Origin of the sequence: Vibrio sp. LB10LO1 (genome assembly GCF_010092875.1) — a bacterium.
GTDB lineage: Bacteria > Pseudomonadota > Gammaproteobacteria > Enterobacterales > Vibrionaceae > Vibrio > Vibrio campbellii.
In genome coordinates, this window is record NZ_JAADJW010000019.1 from 13,266 (window position 1) to 29,446 (window position 16,181).

Below are 16,181 nucleotides of genomic sequence, written 5' to 3' on the forward strand. Positions count from 1 at the left end.
CTGAGTCTCGCCTTTCCACTATTGCAGGGTTTTTATCGATGTTTATAAACCTGTTCTGCTGCATCGATAAGCTGCATATGAATAGGCACCAAATCCGCGTGCTCGCTTCGGTAACCACCACCAACAACTGCGGCAACAGGAATGCTTCGGTCTTTCATCAACTGCATTAAGAAGCGGTCTCGCTCATATACCCCTTCTGTTGACACGTTGAAATAGCCCAGTTCATCGTCGGTATGGATATCCACGCCAGCGTCATAGATGACCATATCGGGACGGTGTAAGTTGATTGCCATTTGGACGACTTCTTTAAACGTCATCAGGAAGGTTTCATCGTCAGTATCACGACGCAAAGGAACATCAAGATCGGAGTCTGGTTTCCTCGCAGGAAAGTTCTTATCACAATGAAACGATAACGTGATGATATCTGCCTCATCCTTACACAAGGTGGCAGTGCCGTCACCATGATGTACATCGCTGTCAATAATCATCACTTTGTCGACATGCTCATGATCAAACATGTGCTTCGCCGCGATAGCAAGATCATTGAAAAGACAAAAGCCACTGCCAAAGTCTTTATGCGCATGGTGATAACCACCACTGAGATGAATGGCGATACCATGCTCTAGTGCTTTCTCTGCTGTTAACACTGAACCCGCTGTTGATGTTAGCGTTCGTGTTATCAAAGCTTCACTCCACGGAAAACCGATCCGACGCATTTTTGCTGCGGGCATTGCACCAGTCACTAATAGGTCTACATACTCTTCACTGTGAACACGTTTCACCTCATGCACACTCAAAGACGTTGGCTGGAAGAATTCAACTTGCTCCCCCCAACTTTCGTTCGCTAACTTCTCCAACACCGCTTGATGCAGGTGGTGATATTTCATGATTGGGTAGCGATGGCCTTCCGGCAGATCAAGTTGTGAGTAAATGGGATGATAAATCAGAGGCAGCATGAGACATTCTTTTCATAAATCGTTGTGAAATAGTACCAACTCCAAGCGTTGATTAAAAAGGAAATTAATTGATAATGATTTTCAATATCAATTAATTTCCTTTTGCTATGAATAAAACCCTATACACGATTCTTGGTGCTTTCTTTGGCTCTTTCTGTGCGATGTCCCTGTTTATGTCGATGATGTTCAGCGCGTGGTGGTTGGTTGATTTTATCGCTTTGAGCTAACACAATGGTCCTGTATTAAATTAACCTCACTGAGTCAAATAGATAGGTACGAACATGAGTCAAACAGTCTTTATTACTGGTGCAAACCGTGGGATCGGCTTAAGTTTAACTGAACTGTATTTGCAACAAGGCGCTCAAGTTCACGCGACAAGCCGTAACCTAGCAGACAGTAAAGAACTACAAGCATTAGCATCGCTTTATAATACCTTGGTGCTACATGAATTGGACGTGACGGATTACCAACGAGTCGCCCAACTCGCAAGCGAACTCCCAGCCATCGATCTTTTGATCAACAATGCTGGTTACTACGGGCCTAAAGGCTATGGCTTTGGTAATACTGATATTGAGGAATGGCGAAAGGTCTTCGAGATAAACACCATCGCACCACTAAAGTTGGTTGAGGCTTTTTATCCGCTTTTACAAGCCGGTAGCACGAAGAAGATTGCCTGTATCTCATCTAAAGTCGGCAGCATGACAGAAAACACCTCCGGCGGTGGTTATATCTATCGTTCTTCTAAAGCGGCGCTCAACTCTGTTGTGAAAAGCTTATCTAATGACTTAACAAGTGAAGGTTTCTCCGTACTTGCGCTACACCCGGGTTGGGTACGCACTGCAATGGGAGGGCCTAACGCCCTTATCGAAACCCAAACCTCTGCGGCAGGGTTAGCAAAAGTGATTGCGCAAAGTACCCAAAAAAACTCCGGTCAGTTTATTAATTACGACGGAACTCAACTGCCTTGGTAGATTTTACAAATCAATAGCTTATGAAACATGAATGAGAAGCATATTGTTTCATCACTATACCCTGCCAGCCTTACTCCCATGACTTAGCTTGATTTTCACCACTTTCAAACCAGACTTAGTGAGGACATCCACCATTAAGGAGAGTAACTATGGCTGCAGATAAAGACCTGGTCAATTTCAGTGAAGATCATGAGCTCAATTACTGCTTAAGAAGTGCAGGGAAACGTCAGACTCAAGAGAACAGAGATGCGCTTGTCGACTTGGGAAGACAAGTAAAACAGAATTTAGGGAAGCGTGTCTTAACGCAAGACGACGTGCGTGGTGCAATCCAAAACAATGATGACTTGTTTGATTAGAGCTGTTTGAATGCAGATAGGTCATTACATTGAAATACAAGGCGGCATTCTTTGAGCTTATACACATTAGATTGCCGCTTTTGCTACATTCAGCTGTTATGAAGACTTCCGCTTACCTGAGCTTGATTTCGATGCGCCGCCCTTCGAATAGCTGCGTTTTTTACGTTTGAATGCCGGACGCTCGACTTTAGGCAAATGACGTAACGAATCAGGAATCGGGCCCGATTTCACTTCGCCCATTAATCCATCAATGCGCTGCTCTAACGCTTGCATGAAAGGCTGATACGCTTGATTTCGTTCTGCCATTCCTTGCAACTGGTGTTCCCAGTGCGCCGTCATATCAGGATAGGTCGCATCCATTGGTAGGGCATGAATCAAGCCTCGCCCCGCTGGTGAGCTCAAAATTGATTTACCCTGACGAGTCAGCAACTGACGCTTAAAAAGCGTATCCAGAATACCGGCTCGAGTCGCTTCTGTTCCTAAGCCATCGGTGTCGCGCAGGATCTTCTTCAGTTCTTTGTCTGCAACATAACGAGCAATACCCGTCATGGCCTGAAGCAGTGTTGCTTCTGTAAAGTGCTTTGGCGGTTCAGTCTTACGGTCTTTGATTTCACCTTCTCGGCAGGTCAACACCGTGCCTTCTGCGAGCGGCGGGACAGCATCAATGCCATCGTCTTCTTTATCCGTTTTTCCCATTAACGCTTTCCAGCCTGGAGAAACCAGTTGGCGACCTTTGGCGATAAATGTACCACCAGCAATATCAAACACCAATTTAGCCTCGGCATATACCGCCGCTGGATAAAATTGCATCAAGTATTGACGAGCAATCAGTTGATAAACCTTCATCTCATTGCCAGATAACGCATTCACATTTGCCTGCTTCGGCGTTGGAATGATCGCATGGTGGGCATCGACTTTCTTGTCGTTCCACGCCTTGGACTTAATCGATAAGTCTGCACCTTGCACTGCGCTTTGTAGTTCTTTGGCATTGTTAGCGATAGCCGATGTAACAGAGCCTGCTTGCGAGTAATGCTCCAATGGTAAGTAACGACAGTCCGAACGTGGGTACGTAATGAGCTTATGCTTTTCATACAGCGCCTGACAAGTATCCAATACCTGCTGAGCACTCATGCCATAGCGTTTTGCCGCATCAATCTGCAGTGCGGATAACGAATACGGAAGCGGTGCTGATTGCTTGGTTTGCTTCTGTTCAGACTCGGTCACTTTGGCAGGTTGATTGGCTATGCGGTTTGCTACGTTCTCAACCAACTTTCTGCTCAATACCCGTCCTTCTTCGTCCTGCCAAGGCTTACAAGCTTCACTTGGTTTCCAACGAGCGCGAATATCAAATGCGCCATTTTGATCTTGATAAGGAATTAAAGCATGCAGAGTGAAGTAATCTTTCGGTACAAAGTTTTCGATTTCTTCATCGCGGCGAACCACCAAACCAAGTACCGGAGTTTGAACTCGCCCTACTGATAAGACACCTTGATAGCCCGCTTTTTGGCCCAACAAGGTATAGGCGCGAGACATGTTCATTCCATAAAGCCAATCAGCGCGAGAACGCGCCAGAGCTGAAACAGAAAGAGGTATGAAGTCGCGATTACTGCGCATCGAGCTCAAGGCACGCTTGACCGCAGGTAAGTTCAAGTCAGAGATCAGTAGGCGTTGTGTGGCTTCTTTTTTGGTTTTGGAAAGCTTGCAGTAATCCAATACCTCATCCACCAACAATTGTCCCTCTCGGTCGGGGTCTCCTGCGTGGATAACTTCTGTCGCATCTTTGAGGAGTTTACGTATTACCGTGAGCTGTTTGCTGGCGCTTTTTCGCGGTCTCAGCTGCCACTGCTGTGGGACAATCGGCAAGTCTGCCATATTCCATTTTTTGTAGCGTTCGTCGTAAGCATCTGGTTCGACTTGCTCCAACAAGTGGCCAATACACCAAGTCACCACATCGCCATTACCACAGCGGATAAAGCCTTGATCTTTCTTTTGGGGATTTGGCAGTGCAGCCGCAATCGCACGGCCTAAACTTGGTTTTTCAGCAATAAACAGACGAGACATAACGTTTTGGAAATCATAATAATTAGGGCCACATTATCTAATGTAGCCCTAACAAATCAAGAAAAACTGTACAGATAAACAGTAAATGAGTCACCCATCGCTCTTATTGGAACTCGACAAATTTGGATAAGTCGCGCTCTGGCACCTTCATCGGCGTACACCCTGGCGTGCCTAGGTATAAGAAGCCTACAATTTGGTCTTCGCCTTTAAGGCCAAAAGCTTGGTGTACTTCTGGGTGGAACATCCACTTGCCTGAACGCCAAAAACCTTGGAAACCCTGTGCGACTGCGGCCATTTGCATCGCTTGAGCAGCGCAACCAGCCGAAAGGTATTGCTCTAGCGCAGGGACTTTCTCATGTTGCGTTACTTTGGCAATAACCGTAATCACCATTGGCGCGCGGAAAGGGGCGTTTTTCACTTTTTCGATCACGGCCTCTTCGCTGTTTTCTGCTTCAGCCGCTTTCACAAGAATGTCTGATAATTTCTTTAAACCGTCACCTTGTGCAATGACAAAGCGCCAAGGTGTCAAACCTGCATGATCCGGTGCACGTAGGCCCGCGCGAATGATGTTTTCAAGCGCTTTACCTTCTGGTGCAGGCTCAGACAACTTAGCAATAGAACGACGATTGAGCAAAAGATCGAGAGCTTCCATGAAAAGGTCCTTATTAAATTGAATTATTATTTTTTACGCAGCTCACTTTAGCATAATCCACATTGGCAAATAACACTCTGTTTTATAGGGACTTCAAAACAAAAAAAGCTGCGCACTTGGCGCAGCTATAAAAAGTTAAGAACGAAAAAGACTAAGCGTTAAGGTTATGATTTAGAGTTTCACGGCAAGCTTTACACCTTGGCGAATCGCTCGCACAGCATCAAGCTCACCCGCATGGTCTGCACCACCAATGATATGTAGCTTCTCGCCCAACTCATGCCATTTGTCTTCAAACGGGCGAACCGATTCTTGCCCTGCACAAATCACCACTTTGTCGGCTTCTAGCAGCTGCTCTTTACCATTCACATGGATGTGCAAACCCTCTTCATCAATCTTATCGTAAGACACTCCGCCATATAGATGCACACCGCGCTTCTCTAGCGTGCGCTTGTGGATCCACCCCGTAGTTTTACCTGGCCCTTTACCGACACGACCTTTACGACGCTGAAGCACCCATACTTCTTTATCGCTAACGGCATCTGGATAAGGATACAGGCCACCCGGTTGAGACATTTCTTTGTCGATGCCCCATTCATGCAACCAATCGTCCAGCGTTTGACCGACAGGCTCAGTGAGCATGGTAGCGACATCAACACCGATACCACCAGCACCGACGATTGCGACTTTCTCGCCCACAGGCGTTTTATCTCGAATCAGTGTTTGGTAATCGATCACTTTTTCAGGATTATCGATACCATCGATTTTCACTTTGCGTGGTTCAACACCCGATGCCATAACGACTTCATCGTATTCGGTCAACAAGTCGTAATTGGCTTCTGTCTCTAGGTGAAGGTTCACCCCTGTTTCTTCAATGCGGTTAGCAAAGTAACGAATGGTCTCACGGAACTCTTCTTTACCCGGGATCTGCATCGCTAAGCGGAACTGACCGCCAATGCGATCGTTCTTCTCAAACAGATCCACTTTGTGTCCGCGTTCTGCCAGCGTCGTCGCACACGCTAAACCAGCAGGGCCAGCGCCAACAACGGCGATGTTCTTCTTCTTAAAAGCGTCTTCAACAACGATTTCCGTTTCGTAACATGCAAGCGGGTTAACCAAACAGCTTGCGCGCTTACCTTTAAATACATTGTCCAGACACGCTTGATTACAGCCAATACAGGTGTTAATAAGCTGCGACTTTTCTTGCTCTGCCTTAGCGACAAAATATGGGTCTGCCAGAAACGGACGTGCCATCGACACCATATCTGCGTGACCTGAAGAAAGAATTCGCTCGGCTTCATCTGGAGTGTTGATACGGTTACAGGTGATAATTGGCACTGACACATGAGGTTTGACTTTCTCTGTTACCCACGTGAACGCACCACGAGGAACCTGAGTAGCGATAGTTGGAATTCGTGCTTCATGCCAACCGATACCCGTGTTAATGATGGTCACGCCTGCTTCTTCTAGCGCTTTCGCTAACTCGATAACATCTTCAAATGTGCTGCCTTGCTCAACCAAATCAAGCATCGAAAGGCGGAAGATGATAATGAACTTCTCACCCACGGCCTTGCGTACGGCTTTGACGATTTCAACTGGGAAGCGCATGCGTTTCTTATAGCTACCGCCCCATTCGTCATAACGCATATTGGTGCGTTTACAAAGGAATTGGTTAATCAAGTAGCCTTCTGAACCCATCAGTTCGATACCATCGTACCCAGCCAGTTGCGCAAGCTCAGCGCTGTTAGCAAAAGCGTCGATGGTTTTCTTGATTTGACGATCGCTCATTTCGCTCGGTGCGAACTTAGCAATCGGTGCTTTCATGCCCGACGCACTTTGCGCGAATGGGTGCATCGCGTAGCGTCCAGCATGAAGGATTTGTAGGGCAATTTTACCGCCGTGTTTATGTACTGCTTCTGTCACTACCTTGTGTACTTTAGCATGTTTTGGCTTACTAAATTCTGCACTCAAAGGATGTAATCGACCACGTAGATTAGGGGAGAAGCCGCCTGTCACGATAAGACCTACACCACCTTTTGCACGTTCTTCGTAAAACGCCGCAAGCTTCTGTAGACCTTCTTTATGCTCTTCTAGGCCTGTGTGCATTGATCCCATCAGGACACGGTTTCGTAGTTGTGTAAAACCTAAGTCCAGTGGCTTTAACAAATTCGGGTACATGGCAGACATCACTAAACATCCATTTTTATTGTTGTGGTCTGACCACAGTACGCCGCAAAAACCAAAAGATCAAACAGCCGTTTACATTTTTGCAACACGCGTCAATCTCACGTTAAAATATGCCAATTGTTGAATTGCCGTGATAAGCTAAAAAAATTGTTATCTTTTGAGATCTTAGAGATAAGAACCCATACTTTGTAAGATTAGGGAATGACTATCTCGTTATGGAGACAAGATGAAAAAACTCTTCAAATTTATTGGTCTGATATTTAAGGGGATATGGAAAGCCATCACCTTTGTCAGACTTGCTCTGGCAAACTTGATCTTCCTGGTGATGATTGCCGTCTTCTACTTTGCCTTTACCTACACTGGCGAAGGTCAGCCAACCGTAGAAAAAGAATCCGCGCTGGTAATGAACCTTTCTGGTCCTATCGTTGAGCAGCGCCGTTATGTAAACCCGATGGATTCGATAGCTGGCTCTGTGCTTGGTAACGAGATGCCGAAAGAGAACGTATTATTCGACATCGTCGATACCATTCGCTACGCGAAAGACGATCCTAAGGTATCTGGCCTAGTTCTGGCTCTGCGCGATATGCCTGAGACTAACCTGACCAAACTTCGTTATATCGCCAAAGCGCTGAATGAATTTAAAACGTCTGGCAAACCTGTTTACGCAGTCGGCGATTTCTACAACCAAAGTCAATACTACCTAGCGAGCTACGCAGATAAAGTCTTCCTCGCTCCGGATGGTGGTGTGTTGATTAAGGGCTACAGCTCTTACTCGATGTACTACAAAACATTGCTAGAGAAGTTAGACGTATCGACGCACGTGTTCCGCGTGGGTACTTACAAGTCTGCAATTGAGCCATTTATTCGTGATGACATGTCTGATGCGGCAAAAGAGTCGGCGACGCGCTGGATCACTCAGCTTTGGAGTGCCTTTGTTGATGACGTAGCAACCAACCGTAATATCGATGCCAAAGCACTAAATCCAACCATGGATGAATTGCTTGCCGAGATTAAATCAGTCGATGGTGACCTTGCGCAACTGGCCGTTAAAATGGGCCTAGTCGATGAGCTAGCAACGCGCCAAGACGTACGCAAACTGTTCGCAAAAGAGTTCGGCAGTGACGGTAAAGACAGCTACAACGCAATTGGCTACTACGATTACCTAGCGACCATGCGCCCTAATCTAACGCCGTCTGAAAATGACATTGCAGTTGTCGTAGCAAGCGGCGCTATTATGGATGGCCAACAACCGCGCGGTACCGTTGGCGGTGATACGGTGGCAAGCCTACTTCGTCAAGCTCGAAACGACGACAAAGTTAAAGCGGTTGTCCTGCGTGTCGACAGCCCAGGAGGCAGCGCTTTTGCCTCTGAAGTAATTCGTAACGAAGTGGAAGCGTTAAAAGAAGCAGGTAAACCGGTTGTGGTTTCGATGTCTAGCTTAGCGGCTTCCGGCGGTTACTGGATCTCAATGAGTGCAGATAAAATTGTTGCTCAGCCAACCACGCTAACTGGCTCGATTGGCATCTTCAGTGTTATCACGACATTTGAAAAAGGCTTTACCAAACTTGGTATCAGTACCGATGGTGTTGGCACATCACCATTCTCTGGTGATGGCATCACAACGGGTCTTTCAGATGGTGCATCTCAAGCATTCCAGCTCGGTATCGAACATGGCTACAAGCGCTTTATCGCTCTGGTTGGCTCAAACCGAGATATGTCACTAGACGAAGTAGATAAAGTCGCTCAAGGTCGAGTTTGGACAGGTCAAGATGCAATGTCATTCGGTCTTGTAGACCAAATGGGTGACTTTGATGACGCAGTGAAATTGGCAGCGAAACTGGCTGAAGTAGAAAACTATGAGCTCTACTGGGTTGAAGAACCATTATCACCAACAGAACAGTTCGTCCAAGAGTTCATGAACCAAGTGAAAGTGTCTTTGGGCATCGATGCGACGAGCTTCTTACCAAAGAGCTTACAGCCTGTGGCTCAACAGCTTGAGCAAGATGCAAGCATGATGCAGAGCTTCAACGATCCAAAAGGCCAATACGCCTTCTGTTTGAACTGCCAAGTGCAATAGCTTTCCTAGCTTAGTCAAAAAGGGGCATCTCTGTGCGAGATGCCCCTTTTTATTAGGTGTCATTTCGCTATAATCCCCGCCACTGTTCCCCTACATGAAGTAAAGTAGAACGATGACTAGAAAACATATCTACATCGCTTACACCGGTGGCACCATCGGTATGCAAAAATCGGATCACGGCTACGTGCCTGTGGCTGGCTTTATGGAAAAGCAATTAGCCAGTATGCCCGAGTTCCACCGTCCAGAAATGCCGGAATACACTATCCATGAGTACGAGCCTCTGATCGACTCATCAGATATGACGCCAGCTGACTGGCAGCAAATCGCAGACGACATCCGTGACAACTACGACAAATACGATGGCTTTGTGATTCTGCATGGTACCGACACCATGGCATACACAGCTTCTGCTTTGTCTTTCATGTTGGAGAACCTAGGTAAGCCAGTCATCGTAACAGGCTCACAAATTCCACTGGCAGAATTGCGCTCAGACGGTCAAGCAAACCTTCTTAACGCACTGCACATTGCGGCAAACTACCCTATCAATGAAGTGACGTTGTTCTTCAACAACCAGTTGATGCGCGGTAACCGCAGTACCAAGTCTCATGCCGATGGTTTTAATGCCTTCACTTCACCAAACCTACCTCCACTTCTGGAAGCAGGTATCAACATTCAGATCAGCAGCAACATTACTGTGGGCGCAAAACCTGAAGGTGACTTCAAAGTACACAACATCACGCCGCAACCAATCGGTGTGATCACCATGTACCCAGGGATTTCGCACGAAGTGATTCGCAACACGCTTCGCCAGCCAGTGAACGCAATGATTCTACTGACGTTTGGCGTGGGTAACGCTCCGCAAAACCCAGAACTACTTGGTCACCTTAAAGAAGCATCTGAGCGTGGCGTTATCGTAGTGAACCTGACTCAGTGCCTAGCCGGTAAGGTAAATATGGGTGGCTACGCGACGGGCTGTGCTCTGGCTGACTCTGGCGTAATCAGTGGTTTCGACATGACACCAGAAGCGGCATTGGCAAAACTTCACTACCTTCTGAGCCAAGATTTGTCTTACGAAGAAATTAAACAGAAGATGCAAGAAGTCCTACGTGGTGAAATGAGCCTATAACCAGGTTCACAGTGCAAAGAATGACGCCATAGCACAATAAGTGATTCCAATGCACAACAAGTAGATCCATAGCCCAGCAACAAGATACGAAAAAGCCCAATTCACGTGAATTGGGCTTTTTGCTTTAAAGAAGTTATCCGGTGAATAGAGATGCACCGTTTAGTTCAGGTTTGGGTTCACGCGAACGATGTCTTGCTCTTCTTGGCTGAACTGTTTCTTCAATTCTTGCTTAGATTTAAAGCTAATTTCGCCACCAGCGGCAACCGTCATGTGCTGTGCATCTGTGTTGTGTTTTGATTGATACAACATCACAGCTTGCATACATGAGTCTCGCTGCTCTTGAGAAAGTGGTGTACCCTCAGGCCATCTTCCTGTCTCTACTGCGTAAACCAATCGATCATAGACTTCTGGAGTTATCGCATTTAATAATTGTTCTGCGTCCATAATGTACCTTCTTATTACATTCTATCTACAGAACATAACGGTATAGAAAGCAGAGTCAAGAACCCGAAAATGAATTGGTGTAACGGATCACAAGCAAAACCATGAAACGAACATACTGGTTACTAGCAGGGCTTGCCAGCCTGACATTAACAGGTTGCTTCGAAGGCAACGTCACCACCGAAGAATTGTGCGAGAAAAATCCACAGCTTCGTTGTGAGAACCTCAATATGGACGACGGTCAATGTCGTATTCCACGAACGAATTTGGTTTGGCATCGCTTTGAACTTCTCAAAGATCCATCAGAAGCCAATCAAGTAATCGAATATGGCTTGGTTGCTGAGTATCGCAAATGCCTAGAACTCGCTTCGCAAATCACACCTATCGACCAAAGTGCGTTAAAACGTAAACGCTTTGATGCTTTGGTACACAGTATTGATGAGTTGGATCGTATCGTTGCGGAACTGAAAGGGTCGAAAGATCCAGCCACGCTGTATTTCTTGTGGTCTCAAACCGGCGATAATCAAGCACGTCGCCAGTTTTTACAAATGGAAGGGAAACAAGAGTTAAATACTGCCGAAATGCAATATGCGCTCGCGACGTTCTACACGAACCGCGATCCGCAAAAGACACTAACATTGCTGCATAACTCGCTCTCGATGTCGAATGAGAAAACCTTAAACCCTGCGATCTTGAAATCATTAGCGAGCATTAACCAAGGTATGGGTAACAAAGAGCAAGCTTACTTATGGGCGATGGTTGCTAAACGCTTTGATGTTCCCCTCGCGGATGAACAACAGTTAAAGCGCATGTTCAACTTTTCCGATCAAGGGCAATATGAACAGTTAGATGATCTGGCTAAATCTATATCGAAGGCAATCGATAGAGGGAATTATTCACCAAAGATGATTCCTGTCGATTTATAAAATAAAAAACTCCCGTTCATATAGGGAGTTTTTTTATTTGCACGGTAACCGCTTAGTATTTTATTAATTGAAAGGATGAAACATTCTTTCAGCCTAAAATGGCGTTATTGGTCGGATTTGTTGAAAATTAACGACACCGAGTTTACACAATAGCGTTCGCCTGTCGTTTGTGGCCCATCTTCAAAAACGTGACCTAAATGGCTATCACAAGCCGCGCATCGAATCTCAGTTCGCACCATTCCGTGGCTCAGATCTTTAAGATAACGCACCGCAGTGTCGTTAATTGGCGCATCAAAACTTGGCCATCCACAGCCAGAATCGTACTTGTTATCGGAGACAAATAGAGGGGCATTACAGCATGTGCAAGCATAGACACCCGTCTCCTTATTATGAAGCAGTTTACCGGAGAACGGAGGCTCTGTTCCTTGCTCACGACAAACGCGAAACTCTTCATCAGAGAGCTGTTCACGCCAATGTTCATCGGACTTCGTTACTTTTCTTCCGCTTTGTTCTACCAATTTCTGTTCCTTATTTCTTATTTTTGGCAATGACTTTTTTAGCAAAAAACTTGCTTCTCGTAACAGTTGTAGCACATACTTTCTCACCAGGACACCATGTGTAATTAATTTGATACGAGTTCTTATCTCGAAAGTTATATTACGCCAACTGGGATGTAGAATAACCAGTTAAAAGTTTAAAAAACGAGCATTTGCGAAGAATTGTTAAAAAAAGCGTCGCTTTTTTTTGACTTTAAACAAGTTAAGTCCGATTATCTGTTGCAGATGTTTACTGGATTTTGTAATTTTACTACCAGTTATCTTTAATCAGAAATTAAGTTGTGGAGCAACTATAATGACTATCAAAGTAGGTATTAACGGTTTTGGCCGTATCGGTCGTTTCGTATTCCGTGCAGCGCAAGAGCGCAACGACATCGAAGTTGTAGGTATTAACGACCTTATCGACGTAGATTACATGGCATACATGCTTAAGTACGACTCAACTCACGGCCGTTTCAACGGTACTGTTGAAGTTGAAGGCGGTAACCTAATCGTTAACGGTAAAACTGTACGTGTAACTGCAGAGCGCAACCCAGAAGACCTAAAATGGGATGCTATCGACGTTGACGTAGTAGCTGAAGCAACTGGTCTTTTCCTAACTGACGAGACTGCACGTAAGCACATCACTGCTGGCGCGAAGAAAGTTGTTCTAACTGGTCCTTCTAAAGACGCAACTCCAATGTTCGTTATGGGCGTAAACGATTCAACTTACGCAGGTCAAGACATCGTTTCTAACGCTTCTTGTACTACTAACTGTCTAGCGCCTATCGCTAAAGTTCTTAACGACAAGTTCGGTATCGTATCTGGTCTTATGACTACAGTTCACGCTACTACAGCTACTCAAAAAACTGTAGACGGTCCTTCTGCTAAAGACTGGCGCGGTGGTCGTGGTGCTTCTCAGAACATCATCCCATCATCAACTGGTGCTGCTAAAGCTGTAGGCGTTGTTCTTCCAGAACTAAACGGCAAACTAACTGGTATGGCTTTCCGCGTACCAACAGCTAACGTTTCTGTAGTTGACCTAACAGTTAACCTAGAGAAAGGCGCATCTTACGAAGCTATCTGTGCAGCAATGAAAGAAGCTTCTGAAGGCGAACTAAAAGGCGTTCTAGGCTACACTGAAGACCAAGTTGTTTCTCAAGACTTCATCGGTGAAGTTCAAACTTCAGTATTCGATGCTAAAGCTGGTATCGCTCTAACTGATAACTTCGTTAAAGTTGTATCTTGGTACGACAACGAAATCGGTTACTCAAACAAAGTTCTAGACCTAATCGCTCACATCTCTAAGTAATTAGACAGTTAGCAATTAGCGAATAACTTCGTTAAAGAAAAGGCGGCTCTAGAGTCGCCTTTTTTGTATCTGGAATTTGAGAGAATGAAGACTCGACGTTGCATTCAATATGCGAAGCGTGTCGAAAAGCTCTCCCCCCAGCGATAGGAAACTATACATGGATTTAAAAACTCTCCCAGCCCTAACCGTACTATCTGATAACGTCACTATCGTCGAAGTTGATCAGATTAAAATCGTCCGCGTTATTCATGAGAAAGCAACAGCAGGTATCGCACTACATGGTGGTCATGTCGTATCGTTCGCTCCTGCCGGAAAGCAAGATCTGATCTGGATGAGCGAAAAAGCTATCTTCGATGGTAAAGCAGCACTTCGCGGCGGTATTCCGGTTTGTTGGCCTTGGTTTGGCCGTATCGCAGCACCAGCTCATGGTTTTGCGCGCACGGCAGAATGGGAATTGGTTGAACACCGTGAAAACGACAATGGTGTGATCGTTGAACTCGCTCTCTTCCCAACTGAAGAGATTCATAACATTTGGCCACACATGTTCGATGCTCGTCTTGTCGTTGAAATCAGCGATGAGCTAAAAGTGACATTGAAAGTCATGAACATTGATGATGAAGAGTGGACATTCTCTGGTGCACTGCACACTTACCTAAACGTTGGTGATATTAAACAAGCACAAACGACGGGTATGGGCCCTGAATACATCGACAGTCTAAAAGCAGGCGAAGTCTGCCAAGGTGGCGAAGTTCTTCAGCTAACCGATACTATCGACCGTGTTTACACTCAGCCAGAAGCGCAAATTTGGGTGAAAGATCCAGTATTGGGTCGCACTCTTAGTGTAGAAAACCAAGGCCATAACTCAGCAGTGCTGTGGAACCCTTGGGCAGAAGGCGCACAAGGCATGGGTGACATGGCAGACAACGGCTACGCAACCATGCTGTGTGTTGAGTCGACAGTGCATGCGCCAAGTATCGAGCAAGGCAAGACGTTACAACCAGGCGAGACACACGAACTTATCACTGTGATTTCAGCACAGTAATCCAGTTTAAAGGCCGGCTCATCCGGCCTTTTTTACAACGCCAAAGCACAACACACGAGCTACTCATGCCATACTAAGACCAGCCAAAATGAGTCGAGATGATGGCATAACCATGAAATACCGCATTTATTCAATATCACTTCTTACGGGCTTATTGTTTGGCTGTGCCAACACTGAGGTCTCGTTACAACCCACGAAGAACGTCGCCGAATACAAGCAGTTGTCGCCAAATCAATATCATGTGTATTGCCCTACGGGTATTTGCTGTTTCCAAGTTTCCGCAAACCAGAAAACGGCAGTAAGCATTGAGATGTTCTATACCGAGAACAAACCATTCAAGAAGATTGAAGGCCTAACCTACGACAATCAAAATCAATATCCAACGTCGAATGCTTTTACTCTTCCCTTACAGCAAGACAGCGAGTGGATATCCGTGCAAGTCATCGACTATTACCGATAACCCCACTCCATTATCGCTTTGAATAACGAATAATCGACTCTCGATACAGTGAAAGCAGTGTATCGCTTTTCACACCAACCCCAACGTTTTGCGCGGAGAAAGCACGCCACTCATCGTGCATGTATTTGCGTTGATCCGTTTTCTGAATCGTCATCCCCTCTGCGGGTCCATCGGTAACCACCCTGACGGAACCACTGCGTAAGGTGAATAGCTCAGGTTCAATCACATAGGCAATCGCGGAAGGATCGTGGACATGGCAACCATTCATTCCAACCTTCTCTGAGTAAAACTTCAAATAGTAGCGGCTGACATCCCAAATAAATTGCCCAACTTCACCCGCCTCTTCTCGCAGTTGGTCTAGGTATTGCCCAGTAAAGAAACTCTCTTCCGTTACATCCAAACCAATAATCACCACAGGCCAAGACGCAGTGAATACTTTATCGGCAGCATGAGGGTCATCATGGATATTTGCTTCCGCAAATGGCGTGACATTGCCTCGATGGTCGTTCTCTCCGAAAGCGCCGCCCATCACAACCACTTCTTTAACCAAGTTAACGATTTCTGGGTCCGCTTCCAAAGCAAGCGCAAGGTTCGTTAAAGGGCCTACGGCCACCAAGGTAATTTCTCCCGGCTCCGCTCTAACGCTATCAATGATGTAACGATAGGCAGGCGTATCAATGGCACTCACATTCAGTAAACTTGGCGCTTTCACATCACCAAAGCCGGCTTCACCATGCACAACAACCGTTGCTCCGACCGGCGCTTTTACTAAAGGTTTATCCGCTCCTTTCGCAACCTGCGCTTTCATACCAAACTTCTGTTTTAGGTAAAGAGCATTCTGTGTGGCATTGTCTATGGTCGCATTGCCATAAACTGTCGTAATGCCCATTAGCTCAATGGCTGGATGCGCTTCTGCAAAAAGAATCGCCATCGCATCGTCAATGCCAGGATCTGTGTCTAAGATAATTTTCTTTGTCATATCGGCTTCTATCAAACGCTAGGAGAGCCTCAACCATACCCAGAAAAAACAGCGATAAACGTGACCTAAACCTAAGGTATGATTTTTCCTCCAGTATGCCGC

15 protein-coding genes are annotated in these 16,181 nt (G+C 45.9%); 8 read left to right on the forward strand and 7 right to left on the reverse strand.

Annotated features, from left to right (window positions below; all coding sequences use genetic code 11):
- Window positions 1–32 precede the first annotated feature (32 nt).
- Entirely contained in the window at window positions 33–956 is a 924-nt protein-coding gene (locus GXP65_RS14725; protein ID WP_162093132.1) for a histone deacetylase, read from the reverse strand.
- Between the two features lie 281 nt (window positions 957–1,237).
- On the opposite strand from GXP65_RS14725, the gene GXP65_RS14730 reads away from it, so the two are divergent.
- Window positions 1,238–1,927 (forward strand): SDR family oxidoreductase, encoded by a 690-nt coding sequence (locus GXP65_RS14730; protein WP_162093133.1) that lies wholly within the window; start codon window positions 1,238–1,240, stop codon window positions 1,925–1,927.
- A gap of 149 nt (window positions 1,928–2,076) precedes the next feature.
- The gene (locus tag GXP65_RS14735) at window positions 2,077–2,283 is read left to right on the forward strand and encodes a hypothetical protein (RefSeq protein ID WP_005432950.1); all 207 of its coding nucleotides are present in this window, start codon (window positions 2,077–2,079) and stop codon (window positions 2,281–2,283) included.
- 96 nt (window positions 2,284–2,379) lie between these two features.
- Here the strand turns inward: GXP65_RS14735 and GXP65_RS14740 are convergent, their stop codons facing one another.
- The 3 genes from GXP65_RS14740 to GXP65_RS14750 form a co-directional block, all read right to left on the reverse strand.
- Window positions 2,380–4,344, reverse strand: coding sequence for a DNA topoisomerase III (locus GXP65_RS14740; protein ID WP_038891461.1), 1,965 nt, complete (start codon window positions 4,342–4,344; stop codon window positions 2,380–2,382).
- 103 nt (window positions 4,345–4,447) lie between these two features.
- Window positions 4,448–4,996 carry an NAD(P)H nitroreductase gene (locus tag GXP65_RS14745; protein ID WP_005432980.1) on the reverse strand — a complete coding sequence of 183 codons (549 nt, stop codon included), beginning with the start codon at window positions 4,994–4,996 and terminating at the stop codon, window positions 4,448–4,450.
- A 171-nt stretch (window positions 4,997–5,167) separates the two neighbouring features.
- Window positions 5,168–7,180, reverse strand: coding sequence for an NADPH-dependent 2,4-dienoyl-CoA reductase (locus tag GXP65_RS14750; RefSeq protein ID WP_162860264.1), 2,013 nt, complete (start codon window positions 7,178–7,180; stop codon window positions 5,168–5,170).
- 226 nt (window positions 7,181–7,406) lie between these two features.
- Here GXP65_RS14750 and sppA point away from each other — a divergent pair, with 226 nt between their 5' ends.
- Together sppA and ansA are read left to right on the forward strand one after the other, a co-directional pair.
- Entirely contained in the window at window positions 7,407–9,257 is a 1,851-nt protein-coding gene (gene sppA / locus GXP65_RS14755; RefSeq protein WP_162093134.1) for a signal peptide peptidase SppA, read from the forward strand.
- Window positions 9,258–9,369: 112 nt separating this feature from the next.
- Window positions 9,370–10,383, forward strand: coding sequence for an asparaginase (ansA, locus tag GXP65_RS14760; RefSeq protein ID WP_005432970.1), 1,014 nt, complete (start codon window positions 9,370–9,372; stop codon window positions 10,381–10,383).
- A 159-nt stretch (window positions 10,384–10,542) separates the two neighbouring features.
- Here ansA and GXP65_RS14765 read toward each other — a convergent pair whose 3' ends face one another.
- Window positions 10,543–10,827, reverse strand: a complete 285-nt coding sequence (locus tag GXP65_RS14765; RefSeq protein WP_005432903.1) for a DUF1315 family protein — start codon at window positions 10,825–10,827, stop codon at window positions 10,543–10,545.
- Between the two features lie 101 nt (window positions 10,828–10,928).
- Between GXP65_RS14765 and GXP65_RS14770 the strand changes: the two genes are divergently transcribed.
- Complete coding sequence (locus GXP65_RS14770; RefSeq protein ID WP_162093135.1) at window positions 10,929–11,750, forward strand: DUF2989 domain-containing protein; 822 nt, start codon at window positions 10,929–10,931, stop codon at window positions 11,748–11,750.
- A 104-nt stretch (window positions 11,751–11,854) separates the two neighbouring features.
- On the opposite strand, the gene msrB is transcribed toward GXP65_RS14770, so the two are convergent.
- On the reverse strand, window positions 11,855–12,268 hold the full coding sequence (msrB, locus tag GXP65_RS14775) for a peptide-methionine (R)-S-oxide reductase MsrB (RefSeq protein ID WP_005432972.1): 414 nt from the start codon (window positions 12,266–12,268) through the stop codon (window positions 11,855–11,857).
- Between the two features lie 334 nt (window positions 12,269–12,602).
- Here msrB and gap point away from each other — a divergent pair, with 334 nt between their 5' ends.
- From gap to GXP65_RS14790, 3 genes are all read left to right on the forward strand, one after another.
- Window positions 12,603–13,598, forward strand: coding sequence for a type I glyceraldehyde-3-phosphate dehydrogenase (gene gap, locus GXP65_RS14780; RefSeq protein ID WP_038871258.1), 996 nt, complete (start codon window positions 12,603–12,605; stop codon window positions 13,596–13,598).
- Between the two features lie 157 nt (window positions 13,599–13,755).
- Entirely contained in the window at window positions 13,756–14,640 is an 885-nt protein-coding gene (locus tag GXP65_RS14785) for a D-hexose-6-phosphate mutarotase (protein WP_162093136.1), read from the forward strand.
- 88 nt (window positions 14,641–14,728) lie between these two features.
- A complete protein-coding gene (locus tag GXP65_RS14790) occupies window positions 14,729–15,100 on the forward strand; it encodes a spore gernimation protein (RefSeq protein ID WP_162093137.1) in 372 nt (123 codons plus the stop codon).
- 10 nt (window positions 15,101–15,110) lie between these two features.
- Here the strand turns inward: GXP65_RS14790 and GXP65_RS14795 are convergent, their stop codons facing one another.
- Window positions 15,111–16,079, reverse strand: coding sequence for a nucleoside hydrolase (locus GXP65_RS14795; protein ID WP_162093138.1), 969 nt, complete (start codon window positions 16,077–16,079; stop codon window positions 15,111–15,113).
- Window positions 16,080–16,181 lie beyond the last annotated feature (102 nt).

Bases quoted from the DNA above. Each gene is read 5' to 3' on its own strand.
- GXP65_RS14725 (WP_162093132.1), bottom strand. From the start codon at position 956: ATGCTGCCTCTGATTTATCATCCCATTTACTCACAACTTGATCTGCCG.
- GXP65_RS14730 (WP_162093133.1), top strand. From the start codon at position 1,238: ATGAGTCAAACAGTCTTTATTACTGGTGCAAACCGTGGGATCGGCTTA.
- GXP65_RS14735 (WP_005432950.1), top strand. From the start codon at position 2,077: ATGGCTGCAGATAAAGACCTGGTCAATTTCAGTGAAGATCATGAGCTC.
- GXP65_RS14740 (WP_038891461.1), bottom strand. From the start codon at position 4,344: ATGTCTCGTCTGTTTATTGCTGAAAAACCAAGTTTAGGCCGTGCGATT.
- GXP65_RS14745 (WP_005432980.1), bottom strand. From the start codon at position 4,996: ATGGAAGCTCTCGATCTTTTGCTCAATCGTCGTTCTATTGCTAAGTTG.
- GXP65_RS14750 (WP_162860264.1), bottom strand. From the start codon at position 7,180: ATGTCTGCCATGTACCCGAATTTGTTAAAGCCACTGGACTTAGGTTTT.
- sppA (WP_162093134.1), top strand. From the start codon at position 7,407: ATGAAAAAACTCTTCAAATTTATTGGTCTGATATTTAAGGGGATATGG.
- ansA (WP_005432970.1), top strand. From the start codon at position 9,370: ATGACTAGAAAACATATCTACATCGCTTACACCGGTGGCACCATCGGT.
- GXP65_RS14765 (WP_005432903.1), bottom strand. From the start codon at position 10,827: ATGGACGCAGAACAATTATTAAATGCGATAACTCCAGAAGTCTATGAT.
- GXP65_RS14770 (WP_162093135.1), top strand. From the start codon at position 10,929: ATGAAACGAACATACTGGTTACTAGCAGGGCTTGCCAGCCTGACATTA.
- gap (WP_038871258.1), top strand. From the start codon at position 12,603: ATGACTATCAAAGTAGGTATTAACGGTTTTGGCCGTATCGGTCGTTTC.
- GXP65_RS14785 (WP_162093136.1), top strand. From the start codon at position 13,756: ATGGATTTAAAAACTCTCCCAGCCCTAACCGTACTATCTGATAACGTC.
- GXP65_RS14790 (WP_162093137.1), top strand. From the start codon at position 14,729: ATGAGTCGAGATGATGGCATAACCATGAAATACCGCATTTATTCAATA.
- GXP65_RS14795 (WP_162093138.1), bottom strand. From the start codon at position 16,079: ATGACAAAGAAAATTATCTTAGACACAGATCCTGGCATTGACGATGCG.